The 13,541-nt window shown below is 41.9% G+C and carries 7 protein-coding genes and 1 pseudogene; 5 read left to right on the forward strand and 3 right to left on the reverse strand.

Going from position 1 to position 13,541, the window contains the following annotated elements; genetic code table 11:
• Positions 1 to 103: 103 nt before the first annotated feature.
• Positions 104 to 1,242 (reverse strand): annotated as a pseudogene (locus tag BBD38_RS14065) (IS256 family transposase).
• Between the two features lie 189 nt (positions 1,243 to 1,431).
• Positions 1,432 to 3,147 carry an ArnT family glycosyltransferase gene (locus BBD38_RS14070; RefSeq protein ID WP_172807855.1) on the reverse strand — a complete coding sequence of 572 codons (1,716 nt, stop codon included), beginning with the start codon at positions 3,145 to 3,147 and terminating at the stop codon, positions 1,432 to 1,434.
• 348 nt (positions 3,148 to 3,495) lie between these two features.
• On the opposite strand from BBD38_RS14070, the gene wecB reads away from it, so the two are divergent.
• The 5 genes from wecB (at position 3,496) to BBD38_RS14095 (ending at position 11,644) form a co-directional block, all read left to right on the forward strand.
• Positions 3,496 to 4,614 (forward strand): non-hydrolyzing UDP-N-acetylglucosamine 2-epimerase, encoded by a 1,119-nt coding sequence (gene wecB / locus BBD38_RS14075; protein ID WP_066689344.1) that lies wholly within the window; start codon positions 3,496 to 3,498, stop codon positions 4,612 to 4,614.
• Positions 4,615 to 4,681: 67 nt separating this feature from the next.
• Complete coding sequence (locus BBD38_RS14080; protein ID WP_235829146.1) at positions 4,682 to 5,425, forward strand: ABC transporter permease; 744 nt, start codon at positions 4,682 to 4,684, stop codon at positions 5,423 to 5,425.
• A 10-nt stretch (positions 5,426 to 5,435) separates the two neighbouring features.
• Positions 5,436 to 6,791, forward strand: coding sequence for an ABC transporter ATP-binding protein (locus BBD38_RS14770; protein ID WP_066689347.1), 1,356 nt, complete (start codon positions 5,436 to 5,438; stop codon positions 6,789 to 6,791).
• A complete protein-coding gene (locus tag BBD38_RS14090; RefSeq protein ID WP_066689353.1) occupies positions 6,792 to 10,076 on the forward strand; it encodes a glycosyltransferase in 3,285 nt (1,094 codons plus the stop codon).
• 14 nt (positions 10,077 to 10,090) lie between these two features.
• Positions 10,091 to 11,644: a DUF6056 family protein gene (locus BBD38_RS14095; protein ID WP_066689355.1), complete on the forward strand. Its 1,554-nt coding sequence runs from the start codon at positions 10,091 to 10,093 to the stop codon at positions 11,642 to 11,644.
• A gap of 166 nt (positions 11,645 to 11,810) precedes the next feature.
• Here the strand turns inward: BBD38_RS14095 and BBD38_RS14415 are convergent.
• On the reverse strand, positions 11,811 to 13,541 hold a 1,731-nt coding region (locus tag BBD38_RS14415; RefSeq protein ID WP_172807856.1), incomplete at its 5' end, for a GBS Bsp-like repeat-containing protein.

A 13,541-nucleotide genomic window follows, 5' to 3' on the forward strand; every position in this document is an offset into this window, starting at 1 on the left:
GTTCTCTATTCTACATCCCAACAGAGGTTTACACAATCCTTGAAACGGTCTCACCGTCAATAGTTTTTCGCAAATTCATACAAGCAGTCAATGGTGAGTGGGCTCAGCCTGCCAGCGAACCGGCGTCAGAATCCATGTTCTCTAAGTGCTTCATGTTCAGGTATTTCTTAGAACACTACTGGGTTCCGGCTACATACCATAACTGGGTAGGGCACACGCCAGCATCAACGCCGAGTTCCCGTCTGGGGAATGTTCCAACCACATGCCTCTGCCACCGGATATCTCGGTTAAGTCGTTCAATGACCTTGTTCGTTCGTATCCGCAGCCAGTGTTCATACGGAAATTCCGTGTAGGTAAAAGTTTTTTTCTATGCTGTCCTCGACCTTCTTCGCCGCTTCCCCAAGCTTCATGCTTCGCAGGGTTTCCGCTACCTGCCTGGCCTTCTCACGCTTCTTTACTTTCCTGAGCGATCGCCTGAAGCATGTTTGAAACCAGCTTCAGGCGTTTACGTAGCGTGGCGGAGAATACATTGCGATAGAAGTGTACCGTGCAGCGTTGGTATTTCGATTCAGGAAAGACCTCCTGTGCAGCGTCCATCATGCCCATGCACTTGTCGCCCACCACCAGCCTGACGCCGTCAAGCCCGCGTTCCTTCAGCCATCGGAAAAACGATTCCCAGCTTGTCTTGTTTTCCCTCATACCCTCGGCCGCGCCAATCACTTCCCGGTAGCCGTCCTCGTTTACCCCAAGCGCTATGAGCACGCTGATGTTCTCGTATTCGCCACCTTGGAGCGGTCGATTCCTCCATCCCTCAATATGCCCATATGTTTTATTATTCAATTCGCCGATCGTGGACGGCGATACCTTGCTGCCTCATAGGGCTTCGGTAATATCCTCCACCCGGCGAACCGATACTCCGGCCAGATACATCTCGATCAGCGCTTCCTCTACGCTGCTCTCCCGGCGGCGGTACCGCTCGATGATCGCCATCTCAAACGATACGCCTTTGAGTCTGGGTATCTTGAGCTCCACATCGCCGCTGGTCGTGGTTAGGTTCCTCGTATAGTGGCCCGAGCGATATCCCTGACGTTCTGCCGTACGCTCGTACCTGGCGGCGTTGGTAAGCTCCAATGCTTCTTTCTCCAACAAGTCATTCAGGGTTTCCTCCACGCTGCCGCGCACCAGTTCTTTTAATTCGTCCTTGATTGCTCCTTCGTTTAGTTGTATGATTTTCTCAGGCATAGATTTAGTCTCCTTTGGCAAATTGTTTTTTCGTCAATCTCAATTTTACCATAGACTCCTTCTATGCCTTTTTTTGCGAAACTTATCTCCAGCAAATCGTTCAAAGTTTTTCTACGTTGCCGTGTACCAGCTTTCAATAGACTGCTTTATGCCTTTTCTTATTTGCGAAACTTACTATACGTTATCGACTTATTTATATGGATGTGAATCTGAAATTTGAATCTTTTTATATAATCCTACGGTTCCGTCCAACCCACGTTGGATAAATGAACGAGAAAATGTGTGGAATAGTTTGAATCTGTAATCGCTTTCGGAAAATATCTGTTCATTAATGTGTTGCTCATAACTGGAATCTGCATAATCAAAATAGTATTGTATCAACGGAGAATTTGTATATTCCGTATACTGGGACTGTGTGGTGACGAGCGGATAGATTTCATTATAAAGTGAGTACTCATATACATAGGGACCCATTATATAGTTAGCTCCAGTAAATTTGCCTAAATCAAGAGCGACCTGTTTCTCGGTATATAGCTGATTGCAATATACCTGCGAAAATGAGAAGTAAACATTGCTGGAAAAGACACAAATTAAGGCAATTGAAAATGCAGCGGATGATAATCTTTTAATATTTGCTTTATGGATGAAGGTGCAGTAAAGATATAGGAGAGAGCCAATACATTGTAATGCAGAAAAAACAATTAAAAACTCTAGGTCTGAAGCCGAAAAATCTGCGATATATACATCGTACCGTACACGAAATGATTTCCATAAAATGAATATGATTAAAATAGAAAAAATAGCAAACAGTACATACTTTGTTATGGGCTTTAGAACTTGTAATATTTTTAGGAAATCTTTGGATTTATAGAAAGCCAACATAACATTAATCAATAAAAGAGGTAATAGCACAAGACTTTTACGCATGATGTAGTCCTCCGAAAAAGCGGTTTGAAACAGGAGGCCTAGAATAGCGCCAATTATAAAAGCATATATTAAATCTTTTTTCTTTAAAACGATCCATAAATTGATAATTAAAGACCACAAAGTGAGGATCAAAAGCAAGGGATTATAAAAGAATATATTCGAAGTAAAAAAAGCAGCTATATTCTTTAAAAATAATATTGGTGATGCATTCTGTGTAATGACCGTATAATCCTGTATTTGGGCAAAGGTAGAGAAAGCGGCGAGCAGATTTTGTATGGCAGTAGTATCCCACACAAGACGATAATAAAGTTCCGCTATTAGAAATGCCACGACGGCACCAAGACAGTAAAACGAAAACGCATGCCAAAAATCTTTTTTATTTTTTTGCAAAATTAGAACAATGCAGATAAATAATCCGATGACCAATACAAAAAAATTAGATAAATATACAAAAAAAATGGACGCAATACTTAAAAAAGCTAACCAAAAATAGCGCATTCGCTTAGATTTTCGTTGCTTAAGAAAAATATAGAAAGTAAGCAAAGTAAAAAAGCAACGAAAAATACTGGGCTCAAATTGACGGCTTGCAACCAAGAAAATGAAATCGGCACACATATATGCAAGAATAACCAATAACGCAATTCGATATCGCTTTTTATTTTCGCCAAATAAATGATTTAATTCTTTGATGCTACAGGCTAAGAGAAAAAAGATACCTATGGCACAGAAAACAGACGGCAGACGCATTCCATAAAAATTATTGCCGAAAAATTGGAAAGTTATATACTGTATAGAGTTGCCAAGCATATTTGAACGGAAATGCGGAGAAGTTTGCAACTCAAAGCCATCAGGTGTGGTATGAAGATTACCATAATGGCTTAAATTGATTGCAACCGTAGAATAAGCGCCTTCGTCAATAGGCTGATACATTGCAAGTCCCAGGTTGGGAACATCTTTTTCCAAGTCTATTCCACGCATACAAAATAAAACTAAAATAATTAGAAAAACAATGAATACGATGTATGATTTGCGAAGCGATGGTCTGAGTGAATGCATATATTAACCTCTTGAGTATATATTGTTACGCTTAGCTAAAATAATTATAAATGATTAAAGGCTTTGTTTCAAGAAAAATGCCAAGAGGTCTTATTACGCAAGTTATATAGACAAATTAGCAAGGCAAATAAAGCGATTAAGGCAGTAATAAATATATTTAGAAAAATATCATAATCTGCAAATACTGTGGAATTAAAATGACGAATATAGGAAAATATGGTATAATATAAAGCATATCTAAAAAGAGTAGAGGAAATATTGTAAGTGGTTATGATTAAGGTATTAAGCGTGTTTGGTACGCGTCCTGAAGCGATTAAAATGTGCCCTCTTGTAAAAGAGATGGAGGGCTGCAGTGAAATAGAAAGCATCGTATGTATTACGGCGCAGCATCGGCAAATGTTGGATCAAGTGCTCGAAGTATTTGAAATCAAACCGGATTATGACCTGAACGTAATGAGCGATTGCCAGACACTTTTTGACATCACAGCAAAAGTAATCTGTGGTTTAAAAGAGGTAATCGAGAAGAGCAGGCCGGACATTATTTTAGTGCACGGAGATACCACCACGAGCTTTGCGGCAGCGCTTGCTGCTTTTTATTGTAAAGTCCCCGTGGGACATGTTGAAGCAGGTCTGCGGACTTATGATAAATATTCTCCATTTCCGGAGGAGATGAACCGTACCCTTACGGGAGATATTGCTGAATTGCATTTTTCTCCAACAGAGCAAAACAAAGAGAATCTTTTAAAAGAAAATATTAGCAGAAATATTTTTGTAACGGGTAATACGGTAATCGATGCGTTTAAGACGACGGTGAAAAAAAATTATCAATTCGAAAATGAAGAGCTGAATCAATTGCCGTTTGCAGAAAAACAGTTTGTATTGATGACTGCACATAGAAGGGAAAATCTTGGGAAACCGCTTGAGAATATATGCAATGCCGTTTTGGAATTAGCCGGGAAATATTCGAATCTTCATTTTGTCTACCCGGTTCATTTGAATCCGGCTGTACGCGAAACTGTGTTCCGGATATTGGGCAACAAAAAAAATATCTCGTTGATCGATCCGATTTCTGTGACGGATATGCATAATATGATGGCGCGAAGTTTTCTCGTGATGACGGATTCGGGCGGCTTGCAGGAAGAGGCCCCCTATTTCGGAATACCGGTCTTGGTACTGCGTACAGAAACCGAAAGGCCGGAAGCCGTAGAAATGGGAACGGTGCGTGTAGTCGGGATAGAGAAAGACGATATTGTTGCGGCAGCAAGGACCTTAATTGACAATCCAGGCGAATATGATAAAATGGCAAAGGCTGTAAATCCGTATGGAGATGGACATGCAAGCGAGCGGATTATTAGTGCGATTTTAGAGCGGGCAAAGGAAGAAAAATAGTCTTATGAAAATATTTCGTAATGTTGGGAGCTTCGTGGCGGATGTTTTTAAAAATAGACGTCTCGTATTGGCATTAACCAAAAAGGATGTGAAACGGAGATACGCAGGGGCAATATTTGGGAACATGTGGTCTTTTGTGACTCCATTGCTTCAAATCATTGTTTATTGGTTTGTTTTTGGATTTGTTTTCAATAGTGGCCCTGTTGAGGGAGCTCCATATGCTTTATGGTTCATATGCGGCATTGTTCCCTGGCTGTTTATTTCAGAGGCCATCAGTTCCTCAAGCAACAGTTTTACGGAATATAGCTATTTGGTCAAAAAAGTTATTTTCAATGTCAATATTCTACCCTTGGTAAAAATATTTTCGTCTATGTTCGTGCATGTTTGCTTTATGATCCTGGTATTTGTGGTAGCGCTGATTATGGGATATTTTCCAACAGTCTATACGATACAGCTTATTTATTATATGTTCTGCTCTATTATGCTGTTATTTGCAATAGGTTTGATATTTTCCTCTATTATGGTGTTTTTCCGGGATATGAATCAATTGATAGGAATCTTTCTTATGGTAGGCATGTGGATGACGCCAATCGCGTGGCAGGCGAGTATACTGAAAGGATATGCATGGATTGAAAACCTGAATCCTTTCTTTTATATTATCGAAGGCTACCGGGACAGCTTATTGTCAAGAGCATGGTTTTTTGAGCATGGGGAAGTCACCCTTTATTTTTGGGTATTTACCGGGGTACTGTTTGTGATCGGTATTACGATATACAATAAATTGAAGCCCCATTTTGCGGACGTATTGTAAGGAGCTTAGGATGGAAGAACAGGAATATAAAGTTGAAGTCGAACATATATCAAAATCTTACCGGATGTATGAAAACCAAATAGACAGGTTTAAAGAAGCGTTTAGTGTCAGAAAAAAAAGCTATCATACGGATTTTTCTGCATTGACAGACGTTTCTTTTAAGGTAAAAGGCGGAGAAATATTGGGCATCGTGGGCAGAAACGGTGCGGGGAAATCGACGCTGCTGAAGATTATTACAGGGGTGTTGACCCCGACAACTGGGAATGTTCGTGTTACAGGGCGGATATCTTCTCTTTTGGAGTTGGGTACGGGATTTAATATGGAGTATTCGGGAATAGAAAATATTTTTTTCTATTGCACGATTATGGGCTTGAGCGACGACGAGATCAAGGAACGTCTGGATGATATTATCTCATTTGCCGATATCGGAGACCACATCCATCAGCCTGTAAAAACTTATTCGAGCGGTATGTTTGCACGGCTTGCATTTGCATGCGCAATCAATGTTGATCCGGATGTGCTGATCGTTGATGAAATTTTAAGTGTGGGGGACCTGCGGTTTCAAGCGAAGTCTTTCAATAAGTTTAAAGAATTCAAAGAAAAAGGCGCTACTATTTTATATGTGGGGCACGACATTGGCATGGTTCGTAACTTTTGCGACAGGGCAATGTGGATGGATAAAGGCAAGATCGTTGCTGAAGGCGACCCTTTATATATCACGGCTCAATATACGGAATTTATGTATACAAATGTCATTAAGGAGAGCTATGAGCAAGAAGAAACTGGCGGCGAATTAAGTGATGGGAAAGCGAACGATGGAGCAACTGATGAGAAGCAGGCAGCCTCACTCGATGCCAATGTGCAGGAAGGACAGAAGATACCTGAAAAAAATTGGGATAATGTCCATGAAAACAAGCCGATTGCACACTGGGGAACAAAAGAAGGTCTTATTACCAGTGTTTCCATGACTGACCTGAATGGAAAAGAACTTTTGTATACGGAATATGATAAGCCGTTTCGTGTTAAAATTGAATTCAAGGGAGATAAAGAATTAAATTATAAATACCTGTCGGCGGCGATTTCTGTAAAGAATCGTGACGGTGCGGATTTGATCGTTTTTTGCAGTGTAGATTATAACATAGTATTCCAGCCGGGCCATAAAACGTATACGATTCAATTTGATGTGAATCATATGCTGGCAAAGGGAGAATATATGCTGGTTGTAGCGATTGAGGACAGGAGCCAGGCGGCAATTTCCTATTATGAATATATAGAAGGTGTAAAATATTTTAAGAATTTTGCACCGGATCATATATTTGGAATGTTTGCACCACCCTGTAAAGTGACGTTAAAGGATGAAGAATAAATGCAGCAGACTAATATTAATACATTAGAATACTGGAATCAAAAATTCGGTAAAAGCTGGGACGAAAACGGGGGAAAGACACAAACGATGTTTTTTTCCTCTCTTATTTTAATGGCGCTCCCTCAGAAAATTACAGATGAAATACGCGAAAAGCAATATAGCATTGGTGACGTGAGCTGCGGTGAGGGAGACGGGCTGCCCATCCTCCATGCTGAATTTCCCGCAAATCAAATCGTAGGATATGATTTCTCTGAAGCTGCAATTCTGCGTGCCCGGCAGGATTATCCGGAGTTTCCTTTTAAAACAGCGAATCTCTTTGAAGAAAAGTATCCGGAAAAAGTGCTTATTTGCTCTAATACGATGGAGCATTTTGATGAACCCTGGAATGTTTTAGAGCGGCTCACGGAAAGCAAACCTAACTATATTATAATCGCAGTTCCGTGGGAAGAGCCGGAAGAAGAGATGCAGGAAGAGCATGTCTATCGATTCGATGAAAATAACGTATTGAATCAATGCGGTGGATATAAGGTGATTGATTTTGCGATATTCGACACATCGGGGCTGGATCATACGCCGTGGCCAGGTAAGCAGTTGATAATGATATACGCTCCGGAAAAGGACGAAAACCCACCTATTCGGATTGAAGTTAATGATGTAGTCAGAAGCCGAATGGAAGAATCAGCGCATGATTTGCAAAATTTATCTTTGTTGTACAATGTTATTTTTCGGCAGAGTGCATTGCTGAGGAACAGCAGTAACCGGTGGCAAAAATCTCTTAGAAAAGAGCAGCAAACAGAGAATATATTGGAATGCCAGAATTCCTACTATACGCGTCGGCTATTTGACAGTGAGCAAGAAATTTATAACTGGAGAAAACGGTGTAGTGATGCCGAAACGCAGCTTCATCAAAAAAATATAGAGATACTGCACAGAGTTGCGGATAAAGCCTATCGCTTTGCGGCGAGGCATCCATTTGTAAGGAAAATGGCGAAAGGCCTTAAAAAAATTCTCAAAAAAAGTACAGCGGTGGAAGAAAAAACATCAAGAATGATTCAGTTGGATGTTGGATTGAGAAACTATACCGGTCAATATGTCCTTGTGTTTGGAAAAAACCAACATACAATGGCGCAAGCTGCCGCCGATTTGGGGTACTATTCAATTGAAACGGCGGATGATATCAAGGTTGCCACAGATCATCTTTTAATGACAATACAGCCGGAGGAAATGGCCTCGGCTTTGGACCTGATAGAGAAAAATTTTAAAAAAGGAATTTTATTTGCGGAATCAGATACTCAGCTTGAAAAATTTTATGATAAAGTTTTTCGATGTGTGTATAAGGGGGACGTAAAGAAGCTAAAATTTGCGATTCGCCTCGACGAACAGGAGACGGCATGCGATACTTTGACGCAGACGCTGTTACAGGTGGAAAAAACAGTAGACTTGGAAAATGATGTTGTGGTACTTTCCGTTATAGACTGGGACTATCGTTTCCAGCGCCCGCAGCATATTGCGGCAGGCCTTGCGCGGTTAGGAAATAGAGTGTTTTATGTAAACTCGACGTTTGACCGGACGGCAGTGGAAAATAAGAAAGGAGTCGCATGTATAAGTTTACAAGCATGCGTTTCTAATATTTATCATGTGAGCAGCTGCGAGGAAATATACGATGTTTATCGTGCTCTGGAAGATGTAATTAAATCTCACAATATACGAAATGCGACGCTTATTGTTGAATATCCGCTTTGGCAGCCTATTGTAGAGAAATTAGCCGCTCAATACAATTTAAAAATAGTTTTTGATTATCTGGATGACTTTGGCGGTTTTACAGAAACAAACGATAATGCATTACTGCTTCCCTCATTTGAAAAATTGCGCGAAAAGAGCGATGTTATTTTTGCCTCTTCGGAGTACTTGTATCAAAAGGCTCAGGCTGTTAATACAAATGTAGAGATGGTTCGGAATGGGACGGAGTTTTCTCATTTCAATCAAGCGGTGAACGGTCACAAAAACGAACGGCCGGTCATCGGATATTACGGGGCAATCGCCGACTGGTTCGCGCACGAGCTTATTTATCAATCTGCCAAAAAACTGACGGGTTATGATTTCGTATTGATTGGAGACTACACGCATGGTAATGTGGAAAAACTTCAAACTTTGAGCAATGTAAAATTTCTGGGCGAAAAAGGATATGAAGAGTTGCCGCAATATTTAAGCTCATTTGATGTCGCCCTAATCCCCTTTGATTCCTCTCTTGAGTTGATAAAGGCGACGAACCCTGTTAAGTTCTATGAATATTTAAGCGCCGGGAAAAAGATCGTCGCGACGAAAATTCCTGAATTGGCGGAATATGAAGGAAGATTTGCTTTGCTGGAAAATGATGCAGAAGGATTTGCTTCCGCGATTGAGCGCTGCGTGAATGGAACTGACGGACTCGCCAATGAGGAAGAACGGATAGAATTTGCACGCCGGAACGATTGGCTATGCAGAATTGAAGATATCCAGAAGCATTTGCTTCCGCGCCCCCGGGATGCGAAAAAAGCCAGTATTATAATTATAACATACAACAATCTGCAGCTGAATCAAGAATGTCTGAACAGTATTTTTTCAAAAACAAAATATAGTAATTACGAAGTTGTTGTCGTAGATAATGCATCGTCGGATGGAACCCCTGAATATTTAAGGGCCGTTTCTAAACTGCATTCGAATATGAAGGTGATCCTGAATCAAGAGAATCGTGGATTTGCAGGGGGAAACAATGATGGAATCCGTGCAGCGGAAGGTGATTATATAGTATTGTTAAATAATGATACGGTTGTCACCCCTTATTGGCTTAATGATTTGATATCTCATTTAAAGGATGACAAAGTTGGAATGGTGGGGCCGGTAACGAACTGTATTGCAAATGAAGCGCAGATTCCTGTTGCATATGCAGACTATTCCCAGATGGATGAGTTTGCTGCAAAATATACAAGCATCCATAAGGGCGAAGTTTTTGATATAGCTATTTTAGCAATGTTTTGTGTTGCCATGACACGTACTACTTATCAAAAAACCGGAGAGATTGACGAGGCGTTTGGCATGGGAATGTTTGAGGACGACGATTATGCCCAGCGAATACATAAACAAGGCCTGCGGGTCGTATGTGCAGAGGATGTTTTTGTGCATCATGTTGGCAAGCAATCCTTTTCAAAGCTCGATGACAGGACATATAATACGTTATTTGAGAAAAATAAAGCAATATATGAAAAAAAACATGGGAAGTGGAACGCTCACAAGCAAAGACGCTAAGAGGAGAATGTGGCGTGGAGACACTGGGAAAAAAGAAACAGAATAAAAAAGCATTTGCGGTTGTGTTCATTTTTCTTCTATATGGAATTTTAATTTATTTGCAAAATATGCAGATATACCTGTATTTTGACGACTATGGATACGCCTCGCTTTCTTACGCCGTAGATGCCGGCGTGACAGGTACCAGCTACAATTTGGGAGATATTCTATACTATTTAGGACAGCACTATATGGTGTGGGGTGGGAGAATCGGCCCTTTTTTTGTTGAGATTCTGCTGATCAAAGGAGGGCTGTGGCTGATTCGCCTGGTTCAAACACTGGTTACGGTTATTGTTGCGTTTTATTCATATAAAATTGCCTGTGTGTACCAGAAAAAAAAGGAGGCGCCTCTTTTGGCCGGTCTCCTGTGTTGTTTATATTTTTTAATACCCCAAGTAATACTGAAAAATGGAATATATTGGTACACCGCTTCAGTATTGTACTTTTGGCCATTGGCGTTAATCCTGCCAGCAATCTATTTGTTTATACGAGAAAAACGAAGGAAAAGCAATACGCTTCTCATAAGTGTATTGTTTTTTGTCAGCGGATTTACATATGAGCAAATGGGGTTGATTCCGATTGTCTTTGTATGTGTACATATGATGATTCAGTTGATCCAAAAGCAAAAGGTGTTTACAAAAATCAATCTTGTTCCTCTTTTGTGTGGAATTGCGGGGTATGCATTATTGATGTTCGCTCCCGGAAACATGATGCGATTAGGGATTACCGAAGGAGTGGGCCTCACAGGAGAGACATTTTTATATCGGATGGGCCTATTGTTTTATCCGGCAAATTATATGGTAAAATGGAATTGGATTCCAATTGTGAGCATGCTGGGCTGCTTGTTGGGAAGTATACATTTACAGCGCTGTTCTGAAAGAAAGAGCGCAATGACACATGGGTTTACCATAGGTATGGGAATATTGTCCGGAATGATTCTGGCGGCATATGCGGTCTATCCGTTTGTGCCGAAGATGGCGGCGTATGGCGGCATACTTAACATGTTTTGCGCACTATTTTTTATGCTGTTTGTGATTTTCTATTGTATACAAAAATCCTATCTAAAGATGCTCCCTTTAATAGTTGCAGCGGGAGCGTCACAGGTGGTGTCGTTAGTGGTTGGGGTAATACATGACCGCACATGTACAATGTATCTCTTTATTACATTTATTTTCATAGGGATGCTGGTATACGAATTTTGGATCAGTGGTAAGCGCTGGTGGTATAATTTGATTTATGCAGTTCCTCTGGCAATTATAATGTGCATTAATTATGCTTCGATATATGGAGGATATCAAAAAAATGTACCTTATCATGAAAAAAATAATCAAATATTAGAAGAGGTTCAGCATGCGTACGAGCAAGGAGAAAAAATGGAACCCGTGCGACTATATAAACTACCCGAACCGTATTATGCGGGCACAATGCCTTATGAAACGGATATTGGCGGAAATATGGCCTGGGTTCTGGAGTATTATGGGTTGCCGCAAACAATACAGGTTCAATTTGTGGAGGAAACCTTGGAATAGATTTGTATGCGCTAGGGGCGAAACAACTTTACAGGGAAAATTTTAGGTAGAATCCTGAACTCTAGTAATAATCTGTTAATAAGATAAAAGAGGCTCATCTCATATATCACGAGATGAGCCTCTTCTGTATTTTATGAATGTACGTACGCTTGATGGAAAGAAACAATTACGCCGCATCCGGCGAGACGCTCGGGTTTGCATCCGGCGAGACGCTCGGGTTTGCATCCGGCGAAGCGCTCGGGTTTGCATCCGGCGAAGCGCTCGGGTTTGCATCCGGCGAGACGCTCGGGCTTGCATCCGGCGAAGCGCTCGGGCTTGCATCCGGCGAAGCGCTCGGGCTTGCATCCGGCGAAGCACTCGGGCTTGCATCCGGCGAAGCGCTCGGGCTTGCATCCGGCGAAACGCTCGGGCTTGCATCCGGCGAAGCGCTCGGGTTTGCATCCGGCGAAGCGCTCGGGCTTGCATCCGGAAGCATCATGTCAGGCATCAGGCTAAAGTTCGCAGTCAATTCAAACGGGCGCACATCAGCCGTTTGAAGGAGGCTTTGTATCATGACCATAATTTTTGCGCCATAAGTATCATTGGAAGCCCATTTCTGAGAAAGGCCTCCTACAGTTGGGGCAGAGCCACGGCCATAAGCTGAAGTAACATTGTTCCATCTGGGATCGACACATGGATTGGCTAATGCGGCTGTTGATGCGTAACATTTCAAATGTTGAATCTGCGCACGAATTCCCATTCGTATGCCATTTGTATTATTACCATATGTTGCAGCAAAATCGAATCCTTTCACTCCATTTCCGGTAGCTCCCAGACCTGCGAAATTAAACTGGTTCACGTTGACATCGCCGGTAAATTTCAAATAATTTGTTTCGTGGCACATTTGCGCCCAAGCAACATCGACCTTCACACCTTCCGCATTGCACTCCTCAATATAATATTGCGCAAACGCTTCAAGAGCAGCATATCGTTTTTGTGTTGCATCTGCTACAGTGGGGGCGAGCAAATCTGCATAACTTTGCGGGAATGCGTTGATCCCAACACAGCGTACATAATAGTTAGTCAACTGATTAACGGTTACACCGCTATTCCCCATAATTTTATAATTGGTTCCCGGCAATGGCATATTGATGCTGTTTGCTTTTGCGGTCACATAGTTGCCGGCACCATCCAGAACATATACATTATAGTAATAATCGCCGTAGTAGTTATTGTGTTTGGAGAGAGATATCTGCGCATACCAATTATTTGTTCCCGACATTTTAGTGGCATCATACCATTTAGCCTGGTTAACCCCCTCTGCAGCGCTCCAGACGGCAAACTGTACTTTTTTGACGGAATGTGGCGATGTAACGCCATCGGCACTTATCGTGAATCCGTCTCCAGCTACATACGGTGAAGCAAATAACGCCTGACATTTTGACGTCACATCTTCTTTGCTAATCTTATAGGTACCGGATTTCATAACGCCGCTGTTGCCTAAGCGGTCGATGCCATAGCTGTTGAAATGGTAAGTACCCTCCGCATATCCAAAGTCGGCCAGCGAGAACACGGCCGCCCAGTTGTTGGAGCCGGAGATATTGCGTGCATTATACCACTTCGCGCCGGAAATACCAGTCTTGTCGTTCCAGACAGCGAGCTGGACGGTGGAGACCCCGCTAGGGTCGTTGACATTATCCGTGCTTACAGTGAATTTACCGCTCGGTTGATCGTAAGAAGCGAACGTTGCCGAAGCCGTCGGCGGAGTTTTATCCGTTTTGACGGTATAGGTGCCGGACTTCATGACGCCGCTGTTGCCTAAGCGGTCGATGCCATAGCTGTTGAAATGGTAAGTACCCTCCGCATATCCAAAGTCGGCCAGCGAGAACACGGCCGCCCAGTTGTTGGAGCCGGAGAT

The organism is Christensenella intestinihominis, assembly GCF_001678845.1.
Lineage (GTDB): Bacteria > Bacillota > Clostridia > Christensenellales > Christensenellaceae > Christensenella > Christensenella intestinihominis.